Here is a 19,150-nt window from a genome sequence, read left to right as displayed (position 1 = left end):
TCAATTGAATTTACTAAAACCCTAAAAGAAAATACTTTATACATATCGGTCTTTATATTTGTCGTAATTTGTCAATGAATTCGTGGTGAAATGTCAATACGCATATTTCTAAATTTTATACTTTAACACTGTGTTGTGAATATTTATCAATAAAACTCCACAACTTTTATAACTTTAAGAAATGATTTAAATCAATACCAATCGATAAGACAGCACGAAGGATTTGTGAATCTTGGTATGTATTTTAGTTTGAGACGACGATATAGACCATGACAAGAAAATTTTTATAAATTGGAGTACGTATGCAAGATTTTAATTTATCCAAGTGGGCATTTTTAATTTCAACAGTAGTTTATTCAAGCTATTCTTTTGCGGGTTTTAATGTAAATCCAATTGTAGACAGCTATGAAAATAAAAATAGTCCTCAACCAATTGTGCTTGTACATGGCTTAGCAGGGGCAGAACATGTAAAGTTTTTAGGAAAATTTTCTATTTATGACTACTGGGGCTCAACATTAACTCAATTGGCTGAACAGTCTACACCAGCGATAGCAGTTTCTATAAGTCCTTTAAATAGCAATGAATATCGTGGTGAAGAATTAATCAAGCATTTACAGTATATTCAAACGACTTACTATCGTGATGACGTTAAATTTAATTTAGTAGGACATAGTCAAGGTGGACCGACATCTCGTTATGCGCTTGGGGTTAAACCTGAGTTGGTGTCCTCCATCGCGACTGTTGGTTCTCCACATCGGGGAAGTCCATTTGCTGATCAAAATATCCAAGAATATGAAGCAACTGGAAAATTAGATATTAGCAGTATGTTGCCTTATTCTTCGCTACAGTCTGTGTTGAATTTTTTGCAAAATATCATTTATAGACATGATTTTTTAAGTGCACTTCATAAAATTATAATTGATGGCAGATTAGATGAAAATGATATTAAAACCTTTAATGCCAACACCTCGTTCTGGGTGTGGGGCGGTGAGGGTGTTAGAAAATTACCAGATGAAGATTATCGTCGTAACAGTCTAAATTATATTAATTTGCTTGAAGGGATCCGAGCCAATAGTGCCAAAAGTATGCAAGATTTTAATACTTTATTCCCTGAAGGTATTCCCATTTCTGCTCAATGTCTAAAACAGACAGCTAACCCAAGCGATTATAATCTACCCAATACACCTGATCGATATTTTATCAAAGGATCCAATGGAAATTCCTATCCTATTTATATGACATCATGGACGGGAAAAATTGATGAAGTGGTAAATTTATTTCCCAACCAAGCACATGATGGTACGGTCTCGGTATGTAGTAGTCGTCTAGGAAACTTAAAAGGAATTTATAACTGGAAACATAGAGAACAGTCAGGAACGTTTAGTAAATACGATGAATCATTCTCAGTTTCAGGCTGGCCTTGGAATTGGGGTTGGATTCAAACACCGACGAAATGGGCAACAATTCCAAACCCAATTGATGTTTTAAAAGATCATGCAAATTATTTAAAGGAAAATAATATGTGATTGACTTTGGGCTATATTGATCTATAAAGAATAAATATAGCCTGATTTTATTTAAAACAAAAAATCAGGGATTTTAAATGAAAAAAAGTATTTTAGTTTCATCTTTTTTTCTAGTGGTTATTGTTTGTTTTCTATGGCTTGTGTTTAAGCCAATAGATAAAAAGACAAATAATCAGGAGGATTTAAAGCCAGATCAAGCGACCGCTTTAAATATAGGTAGTATAAAACCAAGCAATGGTTTTATACCCATTGCGGTTGATGCGTTTGGAGGGAATATTTACTGCGAATTAAGTTTTGATACAAATCAAACTTTTGTTTTAGACAATATGACCAAGGATTGTTTTGATAAGCTGTTAAAAAATAATCCAACTGAATCTGATCCTACCAATTTTGGTTTAAATTTTTTCAATAAGCTGTTGGTTGATCCGGCTCAAAGTATCGTAAAGGATTTATGGATTAGGTATGTCAAATATACCGATCAGGTCATTTTAACGCATAAGGCACATTCGAAAAATCAAGCGAATTATAAAAATGCGAAAAGACTTGTAGATGCGATTCGATCTATCCGAGAAAGATTTTTTACCCCCTTTGAGATAAAGGCATTATTTGGTGCAAGTGACAAAATTGAAGATTATGAGTTGGTTGTTTTAAAAATAAATGACTCTACAGGGATGACAGATGATGAAATCGAACAGGAACTCAATACAGCGATAAACAACCTGCCCGAAAAATCGAGAAAGGCCATAAAGTTTAATAAAGACTTTAACGATGTATCTCGTAAAGTTCAGGAAATAAAAAATAGAGGAGGTTCACAGGAAGAGATCCGCAAGGAGCGGTTAAAAGTGTTTGGTCCTGAAGTGACCGAGCGGATGGAATCTGTTGATAAATCAAGAGCGCAATTTAAAAACCAAGCAGAAATATATATGCAAAAGCGAGGTGAAATTTTGCGGCGTGATTTGAATATGCTTGATCAGGAAAAATCAATTGAAGCGCTTAGAAAAGAAATTTTTAGTGACAGATATGATAAGCGGAGAATTATCAGTTTGGAAAAAATTTATGATACGGAAAAATCGTTAGATATTCTCAATTAATGTAAGTGTATTCAATGAATCAATCTAGTTAATGGGACCGTAGAGAATAAATAAATTTAGGTCTTATTTAGTATTTGTAATGTAGCCATAGTTTAAGGAGTAAAGTATGACAGCCAAAATTACACGACGAGAACTTATTCAAAAAAGCCTATTCGGTTTTGGTGCACTGTCTTTATCTGCGGGTTTTACGGGATGTAATGACAGTTCAGATCGAGAATCAACAACACTACAAGTCAATTTTGAACATGGGGTTGCCAGTGGAGACCCTTTACAAGATCGCGTGATTTTATGGACACGCTTAACGCCCAATGATAGCAGCGCACGTTTGCAAGTGACTTGGGAAATTGCTTTAGATGATCAATTCAAGCAAATCATTAAAACAGACAAAGTCACCACAGCAAAAGCACAAGACTTCACGGTGAAAGTTGATGCCACAAACTTAAAACCAGATCAACGCTATTTCTATCGTTTTAGCTTTGGCAATAAAGTTTCACCAGTTGGACAAACCAAGACGCTACCAATCAACCCCAGCAAAGTCAGTTTTGCGGTATGTTCTTGCGCGAATTATCCAGCAGGGTATTTCTATGTTTATCGTGAAATGGCCAAGCAAGATGTTGATGTGGTGATTCATTTGGGTGACTATATTTATGAATATGGTCAAGGTGGTTATGCAACAGAAGATGCTGTGAAGTTAGGACGCACTTTGCCTGCGGACAATAATCAAGAAATTATCAAGTTAGATGATTATCGCAAACGCTATGCGTTATATCGTAAAGACAAAGATTTACAAACATTGCATCACCGTCATCCATTTATTGTGATTTGGGATGATCACGAGCTGGCAAACGATACATGGCGAGAAGGCGCTGAAAATCACCAAGCCAATGAAGGGGCTTTCTTCGATCGTAAACTTGCTGCATTACAAGCATACTTTGAATGGATGCCGATTCGTCCTATTTCCGCAAATGATCATCTCAATATTTATCGCCAGTTTGACTTTGGTTCACTGGTGCAATTGACCATGTTAGATACCCGTATCCTTGCCAGAGATAAGCAACTGGAATATACCGATTATATCACCGCTTCTGGTATGGATTTTCAACGTTTTCAGACTGACTTAACCAATCAGAATCGAACCTTGATGGGGTATACCCAACGTGAATGGTTACAGCAAAAGTTGGCTCAATCCAAGGCAACTTGGAATGTATTGGGTCAGCAAGTGTTGATGGGTAAGATATTAATCCCTGCTGAATTATTGGTACCGTTGAGTGCAGTTCTGAGTGGAAACGCAACTCAAGAGGTTTTAAATCAAATCAATACGATGATCATGGAGTTAGTGCAACTGAAAATGCGTGTGCTACAGGGCGATCCAACATTGACAGCAATTGAAAAGGCACGTTTAACCACTGTCGCACCTTATAATTTAGATGCTTGGGATGGTTATTATGCTGAACGTGAAATTCTGTATGGCACCTTAAAAGTATTGAACAAGAAGGTCGTAGTGCTGGCAGGTGATACCCATAATGCATGGTCATCAGAGTTGTATAGTCAGGCGGGTGATTTTGTCGGTGTTGAGCTGGCGACAAGTTCAGTGTCATCGCCGGGAATTGAAAAGTATCTCAATATTCCAGTGGAACAGTTACAGCAGTTTGAAATGGCGTTTACCACACTGATTGATGAATTGGATTATACCAACCTAAATCAACGTGGTTATCTGAATGTCAGCTTTACTGCAACGCAGGTTCAAGCGGACTGGATCTATGTCGATACCATTAAAGAGCCGCAATATACTGTGGATACAAAACGTGGGCATCAAGTGGTGCTGAATAATCAATTGGTCAATACCCGTTCGATTAAGAAAACTGCTTAATAAAAGTCTATTTAATTTTATATCGCCTGACTACTGAAGAAGATTTAGAAGCTATTGCTATCGCATCATTTCTTCAGTAGTACATGGCTAAACTGTCTTTGTACACATAATGATTGAAATAACACAAGAATATCAGGAGTAAAAAACCATGGCTGGATTATCGATTTGGCACGTACTTATTTTTGCAATTGTGGTGATCTTACTTTTTGGCACATCTAAATTAAAAAATTTAGGTAAAGATGTCGGCGGTGCGGTGAAGGATTTTAAAAAATCAATTCAAGATGATGAAACAACCACTGCTGCACTGAATGAACCAAGAACACAGGAACATCAAAATAGCAATGCTGATGTGAACTCTACGGTAAAGCACTAAAACTGGAGAACTAACACATGCTTGATGTCGGATTTTCTGAATTATTGGTTTTTGGGATTATTGCACTGTTGGTGTTAGGACCAGATAAACTCCCTGAAGCTGCGCGTTTTGTTGCGAAATGGTACAGTAAATTGAAACGTCTCATCAGCAATGTTCAGAACGACATTGACCGTGAATTACGCTTATCTGAATTGCGCGAACAGATGAAGAATGAGATGCAGCGTATTCAAGAATTAGAGCAAAAAATGCAGGCGCAGATGCATGAGCTACAGCAATTATCGGCTATGCCTGGAGATGCTATACAGCAAGAGCAAGCGCCAGCACGATTAGAGAAACAGCAATTAGAGCAACCGCAATTAAAAGAACAGCAAATAGCCCAGCTGAGAGTGAAGCAGATTTATCAACCTGTCTCACGTGATATTCCTACAGTCTATTTGCCAAGTATCTGGTTAAAACAAGTTCAATGTAATGATGAAAAACTCAGTATTGATCTTGTTCAATCCAAGTCAATATCGCAATTGAAGGTGGCCGTATGACATCAATGATACCGCAGCTACAAGAGCAAGTTTCCGAAGAAGCGACTCAGCTTGAAGCAATGCCAATCACCCGACATTTGATGGTGTTGCGTCAGCATCTGTTTAAAATTATCGGGGTATTAATTGTGCTTTTTTTCTGTTTGTTGCCATTTGCAAACAGAACTTATTCAATGTTATCTGAACCACTACGTGCCCAATTACCTGCCAGTTCGACCATGATTGCTACAGATGTAACTGCAACATTTATGGCACCTTTTAAACTGAATTTCTTTATTGCGCTGATGCTGGCGGTGCCTTTTATTATTTATCAGATTTGGGCATTCATTAAACCTGCGTTGTATGAAAAAGAAAAGAGTCTGGCATTCCCATTGTTATTGAGCAGTATTTGCTTGTTTTATTCAGGGATTGCCTTTGCCTATTTTATTGCCTTACCTTCGATTCTGCATTTTTTTATCAGTGTTTCACCTGATACCGTTGCGCCAATGACAGACATTAATAGTTACTTAAGTTTCTGTTTAAAACTCTTTTTGGTGTTTGGGGTCACTTTTGAAATTCCAATTATTACACTGGTATTGATTTTAATCGGTTTGGTCAGCACGCAAACGCTGGTGGAAAAAAGACGCTTTATTATTGTGGGCTGTTTTTTTATTGCGATGTTTGTCACGCCACCAGATGCTATTTCGATGATCATGTTGGCAATTCCAATGTGGATGTTGTTTGAATTGGGATTGGTATTTGGCAAGATGATTGAAAAACGTAAACGTGTATAAGTGCTGATTTGTAGCGAAAGTGGTTAAGTGTTGCTTTGTTCTATTCAACCCTTCTTTTTTAAAGCAGACGAATTTATATTTAAGTGTATAAATTCGCCAGATCTCTAGATTTTAACCTATCCTTGTCTCATGGGTGAGTTCGTAATACTGTTCTAAACCCCACATGCGTTGCAGCCAAATCAAACTCTTGCGGATATCGACTACTATTTCGATAACGAGAGCAATAACTCGAAGCACATAAGAAAGAACCACCTTTAATCACATATTGGGTTGCTGCGATGCTTTGCTGACGCAGATCAGTATAATTTCCCATATGTTGATCATGCGCGCCTTGATATACAGAAGAGGTCCACTCCCAGACATTCCCAATCATATCGAACAATTGGAACGCATTGGCAGGGTAGCAGCCGACAGGTGCCACACCTGCAAAATGGTCTTCAACAGAATTATGCATTGGAAATTCACCTTGCCAATAATTGGCTTGTGGATGTTGATGGGCATCCTGAGGCGCTTGATGCAGTGGCGTATCGGTTTTTGAGCCCGCCTTTGCAGCATATTCCCATTCTTGTTCGGTAGGTAAATCTCGTCCTAACCAAACTGCGTAATGTTCAGCATCATTTTTGGTCACATAGCGAACAGGTTCAGCAGGGCGTGGAGCTTGACCCGAAGCGCCATTAGGCGTTTTCCAAGTGTAATCAGACTTGAGTTGCCACCACTGATTAGGCTTATTGGCATCTGGTGAAAATACAGCTGCCTGTTTCTGTTGCTCTGCGTCGGTTACATAGCCGGTTGCTTTTACAAAACTACTAAACTGCGCCACAGTCACTTCGGTTTGATCGATCCAGAAACCCTCAACTTGACGTTGTTTTTGCCCAAAATTGAGTTCATCGGGATAGGCTTTATCGGAGCCGAGCTGAAATGATCCTTTGGCAATCCAAACCATACCTGCTGTTGGCTTTTTTTGCCATGCATTGGGTAAACCTGAATAGTGTTCGCATTGCTGCAATGAACCAAGTGGTATAGAAGCTTTGCTGGTTTGTTTGGGAGAATGGTGCGAGTCGGGCGTAGCTTTATTGCAGCCTGTTACAAGGAACAGGCTACATAGTGAAATTAAAAGAGGGCTAAACTTCATTGAATGTTGTATTCCTTCACCCCATTTTGTTGGGTATATTTGTTATACACATCAAGTAGTTCTTGTAGTTTTACTGGGTTATTTTGTGCAAGGTTTTGGGTTTCACCACGGTCATTTTTTAAGTTATATAATTCCCAAGCTCCCGTTCCTAGCTCTGCTTTACCTTGTAAAGCAATTTTCCATTCGCCTTGACGCGCATATTTACTGCCATGCAATTCATCTGCAAAACTAAAGTTTACAGGACGAATCGCCTGTGCTTTATTTTCAAGCACCGATTTCCACGAGTAACCGCTTGGGGTATTAATCTGACGACCTTTATATTGACTTTGTGGGACAGCAATATTGGCATAATCTAAAACAGTTGGGAAAACATCGAGCACTGAAGCAAAACCATGATAGGTTGCTTGCGCTTTATTTTGATGAGGAAGTTTAACAATGGCTGGTGCTGTGGTTGCACCTTCACCCGCAGTATCTTTCCATAAATGGAAAGGTGCAGCACTGACTTCAGCCCAACGCGGACCGACATAGTGATAAGAACTGGATGTACCGACATTGTTCACCCGATTATCAAAACCTGATTCAGCCCCATAACTACCACGAATAAAGCCTTCAGCTCCATTATCTGAAACAAAGAAAATTAAAGTATTGTCGTATAAGTTATTGCGTTTTAAATACTCAATCACGCGTCCAATATTGGCATCAAGGTTTTCGACCATACCCGCATAGATTTCCATTCTGCGTGCTTCTAAGACTTTTTGCTCTGCGGAAAGTTCATTCCATTTGCCATATTTTTGTGGTGCATTTTTTGTCGCAATCGGTTCGGCTGCAGTAAAGTTAGCTGGAATTAGACCAAGTTGTTTTTGGCGGGCAATACGACCATTACGGATCACATCATAACCAGCATCGTAAACGCCACGATAACGGTCACGATATTCAGCTGGGGCTTGTAATGGCCAATGAGGCGCGGTGTAAGCAGCATAGGCAAAGAATGGTTTTCCTGAATTTTTACCTGACTCTAAATAACTAATTAGCTTATCGGTGAAGTAATTGGTTGAGAAAAAATCATCGGGTAATGCTGAAATTGGAACAACTTTACCATCCTCCGTATAGGTGGCATTACGTTTATATGCACTAGGCGCTTGTTTAAAGTGTAAATCTAGACCTTGCAATAGCGTAAATGAATGATCGAAGCCTTTTACATGTGCGTTAGTTTCAGCGGTTAAACCGAGGTGCCATTTTCCACTGATATAGGTTCGGTAGCCATTATCTTTAAGCACTTCTGCTATTGAGAGTGAGCGCTCATTTAAGTAGCCCTCATAACCCGGCTGGCCTTTTAAGTGGGCAGGAGTGAGCTCAGCCATAGCCCCAATGCCAGCTAAGTGATGGTCTGTACCCGAAATCAATTGTGAACGCGTCGGTGAGCAGGTCGGGGCAGTATGGTAGTCCGTTAAAATACGACCTTCTTTGGTCAATGCGTCAATATTTGGGGTATGTATTTCTCCACCAAATGCCCCTAAATCCGAATAACCTAAATCATCAGCCATGATAAATAAAATATTCGGTTGTTTCTTGGTTTCCACCACAGTATTTGAATGGTCTGAATCATTATTACATGCTGAAATAGAAAGACTGATTAATGCAATAGAAAGTGTTGTAAGCAGATTTTTATGAGACATACGTGTCGACTTGGTTTTTTAAAAAATTAGGCTGAGTTTAGAGCGTTAATTTTTATGGTAAAAATAATTAAAATTTGATTGTTAATCTGAAAAAAAGAAAAGCCCTCAATATGCTTCCGAATAGATGTTGAAATCATTTAAAAGTAAGTATGTTGAGCTGTTTAATAAAACCAAAATACTTCTAGGCTTAAAAAAATGAGCACCATCAGCTTATAGCAAGGCCTTGGATATGCTTTAGGCATATTAGGAAAGTTTTATATTCGTGATAGTTTAATACATGATATTCAAATACACCTTTGTAATATCATTGGTTTTAGCATAGCAACAATTTGAATTTATCCAGTTCTACAATTTAATCTGATTAAACTTTAAACGCCGATGTAAATAAACAAGTCACTTTGATTACGAATGAATGTTTTTTAAACAAAAATATACAGAACTGTCTGTTTTTATGTTGATGGTGTATTGATTAATTGAAGATTATTGTGATAAATTCTACAGAATTAGAGGGAGATCTTTTTTAAAGATTCTTGATGCCTTGATCCTATTTCCCTTCCCCAAGGGAAATAGGAGTTTTTAAGGATTAATAAAAAACAACAGATAAAGATGTTTATAAAAGACTGAAAATACATTATCTCAATGGGAACATAGATAAATTTTATAAAATAACACATTTGTATGAATTCTACTTTTAAGAGTGAAAATACAAATCTATAGGTAAGTATTACGATGAAAATTTATGAAATGATATTTCATAAAGGAACTTATGAACAAACACGCTTATTTTATATTCAGAATAATAAAGCTTCACGTCAGCATTTTATTGAAAATATGCGTTTAGAACTTGAGCAAGAACTCAAGGACTTCAATCTCAGTTGTAAGTCTCAGTATAAGCATGATTTATTTGCCTTGTACAAAAAAGTCCAAAAAGAAAGCCACTTACATTTAGATGCGATGGAAGATGAATTTATACAAAATTCAAAAGCCATTTTTGATCAATGTATTTGTTTAATTGTTAAAAGCCATGAGGTTTTAAATGTTGTAAAACCGCTGATTTAAAAAAGTATCAGTAAAAATAAATAATCATTAAAAATCAATTCTATAAATTGGTAAGTTGGTGGTTTTATTGTCTTCAATCATAGTACAGTCAATTGCCGTTGTGCTAATTCATAGCCTTGATCTGCGGCTTTTTTCAGCCATTCTTTTGCTTTATTGATATCTTGAGGTAGACCTAAATTTCCATCTAAGTATAGAGATCCCAATTTAAATTGTGCTGTCACATCACCATTTTCAGCCGACTTAAGATACCAATAATTTGCAAGATCTAGATCTTTCTTGATATTTTTCCCATCTGAATATTCTTCAGCTAAATTGTATTGTGCCATCGCATTGTTCTGATTTGCAGATTTGGTCAGCCATTCAATACCTTTACGGGTATTTTTACCGACACCTGAGCCCCATAAATAACTCATTGCTAAACTGAGTTGAGATTCTGAATCACCCGCTTCTGCGGCTCTTTTAAACCAAAAAACACCTTTTTCTTCATCAAAGGACACACCCTGATTGCCACTGCTATAAAGATAACCCACTTGGTATTGCGCTTTTACGTCCCCATTGTTGGCTTTTTCGAGTAGCGCTTCAAAACTTTCTGCAAATACAAGTGTAGTGGGAAAAAATGTAACTATAATCAGAGGGTACATCAGCTTTTTAATTTTAAATTTCTTCATTTTTTCAATCATTTGTATCTTTTAATCAATAAAATTAAAGTGCAAAATTAAGTTATAGTCAACTTAATTTGAGCCAAGACTTATTCTATTTTGTCTTTCAAGTTTAGCTCCCTAGGGAACTAAACTTACCTAAATAATGAAAATGAAGAGCTTATATCACTCGACAAATTGGGGTAAAAGACGCTGTTAATACTACACAAAATTATCTAAACACTCGCATGTTTAGTGGTGAGCAGCATTAAAGCATCGTCCTAAGTATCCAGCTTACATATTTGGATAGTTAGGCCCACCACCACCTTCCGGTGTTACCCATGTGATATTCTGAGATGGATCTTTGATATCACAAGTCTTACAGTGAACACAGTTTGCAGCATTAATCTGGAAGCGCTTAGAACCATCATCATTTTCCATAATCTCGTAAACACCAGCAGGGCAGTAACGTTGAGCTGGCTCATCCCATTTTGGTAAGTTGACATTGATTGGAATCGAAGCATCGGTCAGCTTTAAGTGAGCTGGTTGATTCTCTTCATGTACGGTATTCGATACAAATACAGAAGATAAACGATCAAAGGTTAATTTACCGTCTGGCTTTGGATAGTTAGGTTTAAATGTCGCAGTATCTACAGTTTTTAATGCACTGAAGTCAGGTGCAAGGTCATGTAGTGTAAATGGCACTTTAAAGATATTTTGATCGATAAAGTTAAATGCACCACCCATCCATAAACCAAATTTATGCATCGCTGGACCAAAGTTACGTGAACGATGTAACTCTTCTTTTAACCAACTGTTGTTGAAATTGTCAGTATAGGCAGTCAATTCTTTAGCAAAGAAATCTTCGCCTTCAGCGACACGCGCAACCGCTAAATCACCACCTTTCTCATGACCTACTTGGATTGCTTCAAATACAGCTTCACCGCACAACATGCCCGATTTCATCGCAGTATGAGAGCCTTTGATTTTAGCAAAGTTTAAGAAACCAGCATCATCACCAATTAAGCAACCGCCAGGGAAAGTCAGTTTAGGTAGAGAGTTTAGACCGCCTTTAACAACTGCACGTGCGCCATAAGAAATACGCTTACCACCTTCAAGATATTGCTTGATCAGTGGATGTGTTTTCCAACGTTGCATTTCAGCAAAAGGATACATGTGTGGATTTTCATAAGATAAATCGACAATCATACCCAAGGTCACTTGGTTATTTTCAGCGTGATATAACCACCAGCCGCCCGAAGAACCCGTTTCTGCCAAAGGCCAGCCTGAACCATGCATCACTAAACCTGGTTTATGTTTTGCAGGGTCGATTTCCCAAAGTTCTTTGATCCCGATACCGTAATGTTGCGGATCAGCATCTTGATCTAAGCTGTATTTTGCAATCAGACGTTTACCGAGATGTCCACGGCAACCTTCTGCAAAAATTGTGTATTTTGCATGAAGTTCATAGCCAGGAGTAAAGTTATGAGTAGGTTCACCATCTTTACCAATACCCATATCACCAGTTTGGATGCCTTTTACAGAACCATCTTCATGATAAAGGATTTCTGAGGCAGCAAAGCCAGGGAAGATAGAAACTTCTAACTCTTCCGCTTTTTGACCTAACCAACGAACCACATTACCCAATGAAATAACATAGTTACCATCATTGTGCATGGTTTTAGGAACCATCCAATGCGGTGCTTCTTGTGACTTTTCAGCAGACATGAGGAAATAAGTTTTGTCCTCTGTCACAGGTACATTTAAAGGTGCACCTTGTTCTTTCCAGTCAGGAAAAAGTTCATTGATTGCACGCGGTTCAAGTACAGCACCAGAAAGGATATGCGCACCAACTTCAGAGCCTTTTTCAACCACACAGACGGAAAGGTCTGGAAGATTGTTTTCAAGCGCTAATTGACGAATTTTAATCGCAGCAGAAAGACCCGCAGGGCCTGCGCCTACGATCACTACGTCAAACTCCATTGACTCTCGTTGTAAATCTTTCATAAAAAGAAATCCTATTTCGCTTAGCGGTATTTTAATTTATTGGGCTAAAAATATCAAATAAAAAAGCATCAAAAAAGGGCTGCTTGATGAGCAAATTCAAAATGATACCCACAAAAAAGCCAGCTAGATTTAGCTGGCTTTAAAATGGGATAACTGATTTTACAAGGTTACTTTTACGATTTTTGCGGATCGTAGAGTTTTTCCTTGATGAAGAGGGCAGGAATAACGCCGCAAATTAAATAAGCAGCTCCCATCACCACAAAACCTAAACCAATAGAACCACCCGATGCCAAGTAGCCAATCGTTGCAGGCGCAAGTGCTGCACCAAGACGCCCCACGTTATAGGCACCACCAATCGCTGTACCACGAATCGCTGTTGGGAAACTTTCCGTCATATAGGTGGCATTTACACCATAAGGAATACCGTATAAAAATCCGAAAGCGATCAATAAATATAAAATGTTGCTGGGTGAGTTATAAAAAACAATCAGTGGTAGAAAAATAGCAGTCCCAATCGCACCAAAGGCATAAGTAAAGCGACGACCAAGCTTATCAGCCATCATCCCCGCAAGGACTTTACCGAGGATCATAGCGGTATAGGTACCGACCATATATGCGGTCATTTCCTTAAACTTCATGCCTAATTCACTTTCTAGATATGAAGGCATCCAGTTATTTACCCCATAATAACCAAATTGCAAGAAGCCTGCTGTGAGCGCCCACAAGATAAACATATTACGATTTCGTTTATCTTTAAAAATCAGTTTAAATGCCGAATTTTCCTCAGAATTTTTATCGCGTGTTGGTTGTTGTAAACGAGACTGTTGCCATGCGAGTGGTTCAGGCACCAAAAGATGCATTAAAACAGCAATTAATACAGGTACAATGGCAACATAAAACAGCATACGCCAGCCATGATCTGGAATAATCCATCCAGCGAGTAGCGTTGCAACAATATAGCCAACTGTCCAACCTGCTTGTAAGGTACCCAATACCGTTGTACGGTAACGTGTGGGTACATATTCCGCCATCAAGGTATTGCAGGCAATATAAAGCGAGCCTAGTCCGAGAGAAGCAAAAAAGCGTAATAGTCCAAATTCAAGAAAGCTTTGGGTAAAGCCTAGTCCACATGTAAGTAGTGAGAAGGTGAGAATAGAAATAACCACGATCCGTACTCGACCAAATTTGTCACATGCCCATCCCCCAAATATTCCACCGACAGCCATACCCGCCAAGGTAAAACTACCCAGCATACCTGCCTGCACGGAACTTAAACCAAAATCTGCCTTAATACTGTTGAGACTATAAGACAGCAGCATCAGATCGGCACCATCCACCAACAAGGCTAAAAATGCAAAAACAAATGCAATTTTCCAAGTGTGAGGTTGTATTGAAGAGAGATGTGTATTGTAGTTTGTCGCCATAATCCATTACCTACATTTGATTTACAGCACTTCAAATCGTTTTAAAGTGCCTAAAAATTAATTAAGACGCAGCGCGAATCATATTTCGAGCAATAATCATTTGTTGAATTTGGGTGGTGCCTTCATAGAGACGGAATAAACGCACATCTCGGTAAAAACGCTCAATTGCATATTCACTGATATAGCCAGAGCCACCATGAATCTGTACGCAACGATCGGCTACGCGACCACACATTTCAGTGGCAAACATTTTTGCGCATGATGCTTCTGTACTAACGTTGTGCCCAGCATCACGTTGTCTTGCTGCATCTAAAACCATACATTGCGCTGCATAAATTTCTGCTTTGGAGTCAGCAAGCATGGCTTGAATCAGTTGAAATTCAGCAATCGCTTGTCCAAATTGCTTACGCTCAAGGGCGAATTTTAAGGTATCGTCTAACATACGTATGGCAGCACCGACACTGATTGCGGCTATATGTAAACGACCTTTATCCAAGACTTTCATTGCGGTTTTAAATCCTACACCTTCGACACCGCCAATCAGTGCTGAAGCAGGAACCCGACAGTTTTCAAAAATCACATCACAGGTATGGGCACCTTTTTGCCCCATTTTTTTATCTGTTTTACCTAGAGAGATTCCTGCGGTTTTGCGATCTACGATAAAAGCAGAAATTCCACCAGCACCTTTAATGTCTGGATTGGTTCGTGCCATCACCGTAAATACCCCTGCATGAGGTGCATTGGTAATAAAGCGTTTGGTGCCATTTAAAATATAAAACTGACCTTCTTTTACAGCACTGGTTTTTAAAGAGGCAGCATCTGAGCCTGCATCTGGTTCAGTTAAGCAAAAAGAACTGATCACTTCACCACGTGCTAAACGGGGCAAGAAAAATGATTTTTGAGTTTCGGTACCATCAATAATCAGGCCACTCGAACCGATTCCATTATTGGTGCCGATCAGTGAACGAAAGGCAGGCGAAGTACGTCCAAGTTCAAAAGCGATGGACACCTCTTCTTCCATGGTCAAGCCAAGACCTTCGTATTCTTCTGGAATCGTCAGCCCAAACAAACCCAAAGCTTTCATTTGCTCAATGATGGCTTGAGGGATTTGATCTGTTTCCGCGACTTCATTCTCATGAGGAATAAGGACACCATCTACAAACTGTCGAATCATATCTACTAATTGTTTGAGTGTTTCCTGATCTCGAATCATAGTCTTGTCCTTTGTACAACATGTTGAAAACATCGAGCTGATGTTGCTAAAACCCTGCATATTGATGCGATAGTAATCAAAGGATCAGTAGAAAACAATATATTTTGAAAATTAATTTCGCAATGCGGTATATTGTGCTTGTTTTTCAGTTGGCTAATTATTTGATTTAATTAATCTATATTTGTTGAATAAAAATCATCACTTTTGATGAAAAAATTAAGTTTTATTTTTAAAGTTTTCTGTGTATATTAAAAATATATATCGCTATGCGAAATTTATGTTAAATAAATTTTCCTGTAGGAAATTAATCAAAGGTTAGTGGAATAAACATGGGTGCTTTAAATGGAATTCGTGTACTTGACTTAAGTCGAGTACTGGCTGGACCGTGGTGTGGACAGATTCTTGCCGATTTAGGCGCAGAAGTGATTAAGGTTGAAAGACCGAAACTAGGTGATGATACGCGTTCTTGGGGACCACCTTGGATGAAAGATGACGCCGGACAAGAGACACGAGAAGCCGCTTATTATCAGTCGACCAATCGTAATAAACTTTCTGTTGCAATTGATATTGCAAATCCTGAAGGGCAGGCGCTCATCAAAGCACTTATTCAAGATACCGATGTGGTCATTGAAAACTACAAAGCTGGTTCTTTGAAAAAATATGGCTTGGATTATGCTTCTTTATCAGAAATTAATCCTAAACTGGTTTATTGCTCGATTACGGGTTTTGGTCAAAATGGACCGAGAGCAGAAGAACCTGGCTATGATTTTATCATTCAAGGAATGGGTGGACTGATGTCCATCACGGGTGAAAAAGATGATTTACCCGGTGGTGGTTCGCAAAAAGTAGGTGTCGCATTTTCAGACTTATCAACGGGATTATATTCAACCATTGCCATACAAGCGGCTTTGCTCAATCGTCATATGACGGGTTTAGGGCAACATATAGATATGGCTTTACTTGATGTGCAAATTGCCACAATGGCAAATCAAGGAATGAATTATCTTTCATCTGGAAAAGTGCCTGTACGTTATGGCAATGCACATGCCAATATTGTGCCTTATCAATTATTTAAAGCCGCAGATCGAGAGTTTATCATTGCTTGTGGTAATGACACCCAGTTTATTCAACTGTGCAGAAGTATTGGTTTGCCAGAGTTACCCAATGATGTTCGATTTACCCGTAATGCAGATCGTGTTAAGCATCGTGATGAAGTAATAGAAATTTTATCAAAGCATTTTTTAAGCAAGACTGCCGATGAGTGGGTGAGTGCAATTTATGCTGCTAAAGTGCCTGTTGGTGTGATTAATAATCTAGAGCAAGCTTTTAATGAACCTCAAGTAATTGCGCGAGAGATGCTGGTAGAAATGCAACATCCTCAACGTGAAAAACTTACTGTGGTCGGTTCCCCGATTAAGCTTTCACGTACACCTGTAGAGTATAGAAATGCGCCTCCTTTATTAGGCGAACATACTCAAACAATCTTAGGTCGTATTATCTCTCCAGCAAAACTTGATGAGTTAAAAGCCAAAGGCGTGATAGGATAGTTTTTAAATAGATGATGTGAGCAGTCTAAAGCCATTTTTTTCAATAAAATAAGCAAATTTAGACTTTTCACATCGAGATGGATGCATCGTTTTATTTTCAAAGTGAATCAGATGATTGCTTTTTGCTATTTATAGAAAAAATAGATTATAATTTTCGCAGTGCGAAACAAATATGTGAATTGGTATAACCATGAATGATGCCGTAGATGCAGAACAAACAGAAAAATTATTAGCGCCTTTGAGGCATGAGTTATTGCATCCGATTGAAGATATGCAAGATGAAAATGATCGTCAATTTATTACAGCTTTAGGACGTGGTTTAGAACTCTTACGTTGCTTTACCCCAAAACATCAGCATTTGGGTAATCAAGAGTTATCACAAATGACGGGTTTGCCTAAACCGACCATTACCCGTTTAACGCACACATTGTCACGTTTGGGCTATATCAAGCAGGTCCCAAATTCAAGCAAATTTCAACTTTCAGTTGGGGTTTTGGCGTTTGGTTACTCCATGCTTTCTAATGTGTCTATCCGTAATATTGCACATCCCTATATGAAAAACTTAGCGGATTATGCGGGTGCTGCTGTGGCAATGGCAACGCGTGATCGTCTAAATATGATTTATTTGGATGTGGTACAAGGCAAGGGCAATATGACCATGCGTCGTCAAGTCGGTACTTATTTACCGATTCATTTAAGTTCAATGGGACGTGCATGTCTGGCTGCAATGCCTGAAGATGAAAGAGAGTTTTTACTTGATGCAATCCGTAGCAAACATAAAGACGATTGGATCAAGATTAACCGTGATTTAGATAAGGCATTTAAAGATTATCAAGATTTTGGTTATTGTTTTTCAATTGGTGAATGGCATAAAGATGTCAATTCAGTGGCAGTCCCTTTGATTCATGAACAACATGGTCTACTGGTATTTAACTGCGGCGGACCAAGCTTTATTATGAACCGTGAAAAACTTGAAGAGGATATTGCACCGCGTCTTCTCCACATGGTGAATAATATTCGTACTGAAATTAGCTAATTTTATTGCTTTAAAACTGAAAGGCCAGCAACGATCTACATTGTTGGCCTTTTTAATAAGATGCATGTTAATAAGATGCATGTTAAATAGTTTGCTTACGAAAAATAGGTGCTGTTTTTTTCATCAATGCACTCAGTGCTTGTTTAAATTCGTCACCTTGCAAACAAAGTGAGAATACAGTGGACTCATGATCGATCAGATTTAATAAATTATCGACAAGCATAGGATGCTAAGAAATGAGCCTCTAAATATAAAATAGTGAGTGGAAAGAATATGAAAACCAAAATTACAGAATTATTTGAAATTGAACATCCGATTATTCAAGGCGGTATGCATTATGTCGGTTTTGCCGAGCTGGCTGCTGCAGTTTCAAATGCGGGTGGGTTAGGCATTATTACCGGTTTAACCCAGCGAACACCTGAAAATCTAGCAAAAGAAATTGCCCGATGTCGAGAAATGACCGATAAGCCTTTTGGTGTCAATCTAACTTTCTTACCCACAGTCAATACACCTGATTATCCGGGTTTTGTCGAGGCAATTATTAAAGGTGGGGTAAAGGTTGTAGAAACAGCGGGTCGTAATCCTGAACAGGTCATGCCTTATTTAAAGGCCGCTGGAATTAAAGTGATTCATAAATGTACTTCGGTTCGGCATAGTCTAAAAGCTCAAAAAATTGGATGTGATGCTGTTTCTGTCGATGGTTTTGAGTGTGGTGGGCACCCCGGTGAAGATGATGTACCGAATATGATTTTATTGCCTTTAGCTGCCGATACCTTAGAAATTCCATTTGTTGCATCAGGTGGTATGGCTGATGGACGCTCACTTGCTGCCGCTTTAGCCATGGGGGCGGATGGTATTAATATGGGAACACGTTTTATTGCAACTCAAGAAGCGCCAGTACATGCAAATGTGAAACAGGCGATCTTGAATGCTACAGAAAGAGATACTCGTTTAATTATGCGCGCTTTGCGTAATACTGAGCGCGTTATGAATAATGCAGCTGTAGAAAAAATTGTAGCCAAAGAAAAAGCACTTGGTGACCAGATTAAATTTGAAGATATCATTGAAGAAGTTGCAGGTGTTTATCCTAAAGTGATGATCGATGGTGATGTCAATGCTGGGGCGTGGTCATGTGGTTTGGTTGCTAGTCTGATCCATGACATTCCGACATGTGATGAACTGGTCAACCGTATTGTAAAAGATGCAGAAGACATTATTCGTGGACGTTTATTCGGGCTTTTATAAACATCTA

16 protein-coding genes and 1 pseudogene are annotated in these 19,150 nt (G+C 38.6%); 10 read left to right on the top strand and 7 right to left on the bottom strand.

Annotated features, from left to right (window positions below; translation table 11 throughout):
* The first annotated feature begins 302 nt into the window (after positions 1 to 302).
* The 6 genes from GJV03_RS14705 (at position 303) to tatC (ending at position 6,166) form a co-directional block, all read left to right on the top strand.
* Positions 303 to 1,526 carry an alpha/beta fold hydrolase gene (locus GJV03_RS14705; protein ID WP_154130394.1) on the top strand — a complete coding sequence of 408 codons (1,224 nt, stop codon included), beginning with the start codon at positions 303 to 305 and terminating at the stop codon, positions 1,524 to 1,526.
* A gap of 77 nt (positions 1,527 to 1,603) precedes the next feature.
* On the top strand, positions 1,604 to 2,617 hold the full coding sequence (locus tag GJV03_RS14700; protein WP_105714756.1) for a lipase secretion chaperone: 1,014 nt from the start codon (positions 1,604 to 1,606) through the stop codon (positions 2,615 to 2,617).
* A gap of 106 nt (positions 2,618 to 2,723) precedes the next feature.
* On the top strand, positions 2,724 to 4,487 hold the full coding sequence (locus GJV03_RS14695; protein WP_154130392.1) for an alkaline phosphatase D family protein: 1,764 nt from the start codon (positions 2,724 to 2,726) through the stop codon (positions 4,485 to 4,487).
* Positions 4,488 to 4,635: 148 nt separating this feature from the next.
* Positions 4,636 to 4,860 (top strand): Sec-independent protein translocase subunit TatA, encoded by a 225-nt coding sequence (tatA, locus tag GJV03_RS14690; RefSeq protein ID WP_056512930.1) that lies wholly within the window; start codon positions 4,636 to 4,638, stop codon positions 4,858 to 4,860.
* A gap of 17 nt (positions 4,861 to 4,877) precedes the next feature.
* Entirely contained in the window at positions 4,878 to 5,396 is a 519-nt protein-coding gene (tatB, locus tag GJV03_RS14685; RefSeq protein WP_154130391.1) for a Sec-independent protein translocase protein TatB, read from the top strand.
* A complete protein-coding gene (gene tatC / locus GJV03_RS14680; protein WP_154130389.1) occupies positions 5,393 to 6,166 on the top strand; it encodes a twin-arginine translocase subunit TatC in 774 nt (257 codons plus the stop codon). Before tatB ends, tatC begins: the two co-directional genes overlap by 4 nt.
* A gap of 127 nt (positions 6,167 to 6,293) precedes the next feature.
* Here the strand turns inward: tatC and GJV03_RS14675 are convergent, their stop codons facing one another.
* A complete protein-coding gene (locus tag GJV03_RS14675; protein ID WP_056512937.1) occupies positions 6,294 to 7,298 on the bottom strand; it encodes an SUMF1/EgtB/PvdO family nonheme iron enzyme in 1,005 nt (334 codons plus the stop codon).
* Positions 7,295 to 8,974, bottom strand: a complete 1,680-nt coding sequence (locus GJV03_RS14670) for an arylsulfatase (RefSeq protein ID WP_004721482.1) — start codon at positions 8,972 to 8,974, stop codon at positions 7,295 to 7,297. The genes GJV03_RS14675 and GJV03_RS14670 overlap by 4 nt, the downstream gene beginning before the upstream one ends.
* Before the next feature lie 729 nt (positions 8,975 to 9,703).
* Here GJV03_RS14670 and GJV03_RS14665 point away from each other — a divergent pair.
* The gene (locus GJV03_RS14665; protein ID WP_004721480.1) at positions 9,704 to 10,033 is read left to right on the top strand and encodes a hypothetical protein; all 330 of its coding nucleotides are present in this window, start codon (positions 9,704 to 9,706) and stop codon (positions 10,031 to 10,033) included.
* Between the two features lie 77 nt (positions 10,034 to 10,110).
* Here the strand turns inward: GJV03_RS14665 and GJV03_RS14660 are convergent, their stop codons facing one another.
* From GJV03_RS14660 to GJV03_RS14645, 4 genes are all read right to left on the bottom strand, one after another.
* On the bottom strand, positions 10,111 to 10,701 hold the full coding sequence (locus GJV03_RS14660) for a tetratricopeptide repeat protein (protein ID WP_252720716.1): 591 nt from the start codon (positions 10,699 to 10,701) through the stop codon (positions 10,111 to 10,113).
* 264 nt (positions 10,702 to 10,965) lie between these two features.
* Positions 10,966 to 12,678 carry an electron transfer flavoprotein-ubiquinone oxidoreductase gene (locus GJV03_RS14655; RefSeq protein ID WP_154130387.1) on the bottom strand — a complete coding sequence of 571 codons (1,713 nt, stop codon included), beginning with the start codon at positions 12,676 to 12,678 and terminating at the stop codon, positions 10,966 to 10,968.
* Positions 12,679 to 12,851: 173 nt separating this feature from the next.
* Positions 12,852 to 14,102, bottom strand: coding sequence for an MFS transporter (locus GJV03_RS14650; protein WP_154130386.1), 1,251 nt, complete (start codon positions 14,100 to 14,102; stop codon positions 12,852 to 12,854).
* Between the two features lie 61 nt (positions 14,103 to 14,163).
* The gene (locus GJV03_RS14645; RefSeq protein WP_004721470.1) at positions 14,164 to 15,315 is read right to left on the bottom strand and encodes an acyl-CoA dehydrogenase family protein; all 1,152 of its coding nucleotides are present in this window, start codon (positions 15,313 to 15,315) and stop codon (positions 14,164 to 14,166) included.
* A gap of 329 nt (positions 15,316 to 15,644) precedes the next feature.
* Here GJV03_RS14645 and GJV03_RS14640 point away from each other — a divergent pair, with 329 nt between their 5' ends.
* Both GJV03_RS14640 and GJV03_RS14635 read left to right on the top strand, forming a co-directional pair.
* Complete coding sequence (locus GJV03_RS14640) at positions 15,645 to 16,862, top strand: CaiB/BaiF CoA-transferase family protein (RefSeq protein ID WP_154130385.1); 1,218 nt, start codon at positions 15,645 to 15,647, stop codon at positions 16,860 to 16,862.
* Between the two features lie 190 nt (positions 16,863 to 17,052).
* Positions 17,053 to 17,898, top strand: coding sequence for an IclR family transcriptional regulator (locus tag GJV03_RS14635; RefSeq protein ID WP_004721467.1), 846 nt, complete (start codon positions 17,053 to 17,055; stop codon positions 17,896 to 17,898).
* A gap of 82 nt (positions 17,899 to 17,980) precedes the next feature.
* On the opposite strand, the pseudogene GJV03_RS21775 reads toward GJV03_RS14635, so the two are convergent.
* Positions 17,981 to 18,121: pseudogene (locus GJV03_RS21775) on the bottom strand (enoyl-CoA hydratase); the annotation flags it as partial.
* A 50-nt stretch (positions 18,122 to 18,171) separates the two neighbouring features.
* Between GJV03_RS21775 and GJV03_RS14630 the strand changes: the two are divergent.
* The gene (locus tag GJV03_RS14630; RefSeq protein WP_004721466.1) at positions 18,172 to 19,143 is read left to right on the top strand and encodes a nitronate monooxygenase family protein; all 972 of its coding nucleotides are present in this window, start codon (positions 18,172 to 18,174) and stop codon (positions 19,141 to 19,143) included.
* Positions 19,144 to 19,150: the final 7 nt, after the last annotated feature.

Origin of the sequence: Acinetobacter sp. RIT698, from assembly GCF_009668065.1 — a bacterium.
Taxonomy (GTDB): domain Bacteria; phylum Pseudomonadota; class Gammaproteobacteria; order Pseudomonadales; family Moraxellaceae; genus Acinetobacter; species Acinetobacter guillouiae.
Note: the sequence above shows the minus strand (reverse complement) of the source record. Positions and strands in the feature narration are given on the sequence as shown.

What these genes read in the sequence shown, in the direction of transcription:
- GJV03_RS14705 (WP_154130394.1), top strand. Translation starts at nt 303, where the DNA reads ATGCAAGATTTTAATTTATCCAAGTGGGCATTTTTAATTTCAACAGTA.
- GJV03_RS14700 (WP_105714756.1), top strand. Translation starts at nt 1,604, where the DNA reads ATGAAAAAAAGTATTTTAGTTTCATCTTTTTTTCTAGTGGTTATTGTT.
- GJV03_RS14695 (WP_154130392.1), top strand. Translation starts at nt 2,724, where the DNA reads ATGACAGCCAAAATTACACGACGAGAACTTATTCAAAAAAGCCTATTC.
- tatA (WP_056512930.1), top strand. Translation starts at nt 4,636, where the DNA reads ATGGCTGGATTATCGATTTGGCACGTACTTATTTTTGCAATTGTGGTG.
- tatB (WP_154130391.1), top strand. Translation starts at nt 4,878, where the DNA reads ATGCTTGATGTCGGATTTTCTGAATTATTGGTTTTTGGGATTATTGCA.
- tatC (WP_154130389.1), top strand. Translation starts at nt 5,393, where the DNA reads ATGACATCAATGATACCGCAGCTACAAGAGCAAGTTTCCGAAGAAGCG.
- GJV03_RS14675 (WP_056512937.1), bottom strand. Translation starts at nt 7,298, where the DNA reads ATGAAGTTTAGCCCTCTTTTAATTTCACTATGTAGCCTGTTCCTTGTA.
- GJV03_RS14670 (WP_004721482.1), bottom strand. Translation starts at nt 8,974, where the DNA reads ATGTCTCATAAAAATCTGCTTACAACACTTTCTATTGCATTAATCAGT.
- GJV03_RS14665 (WP_004721480.1), top strand. Translation starts at nt 9,704, where the DNA reads ATGAAAATTTATGAAATGATATTTCATAAAGGAACTTATGAACAAACA.
- GJV03_RS14660 (WP_252720716.1), bottom strand. Translation starts at nt 10,701, where the DNA reads ATGAAGAAATTTAAAATTAAAAAGCTGATGTACCCTCTGATTATAGTT.
- GJV03_RS14655 (WP_154130387.1), bottom strand. Translation starts at nt 12,678, where the DNA reads ATGAAAGATTTACAACGAGAGTCAATGGAGTTTGACGTAGTGATCGTA.
- GJV03_RS14650 (WP_154130386.1), bottom strand. Translation starts at nt 14,102, where the DNA reads ATGGCGACAAACTACAATACACATCTCTCTTCAATACAACCTCACACT.
- GJV03_RS14645 (WP_004721470.1), bottom strand. Translation starts at nt 15,315, where the DNA reads ATGATTCGAGATCAGGAAACACTCAAACAATTAGTAGATATGATTCGA.
- GJV03_RS14640 (WP_154130385.1), top strand. Translation starts at nt 15,645, where the DNA reads ATGGGTGCTTTAAATGGAATTCGTGTACTTGACTTAAGTCGAGTACTG.
- GJV03_RS14635 (WP_004721467.1), top strand. Translation starts at nt 17,053, where the DNA reads ATGAATGATGCCGTAGATGCAGAACAAACAGAAAAATTATTAGCGCCT.
- GJV03_RS14630 (WP_004721466.1), top strand. Translation starts at nt 18,172, where the DNA reads ATGAAAACCAAAATTACAGAATTATTTGAAATTGAACATCCGATTATT.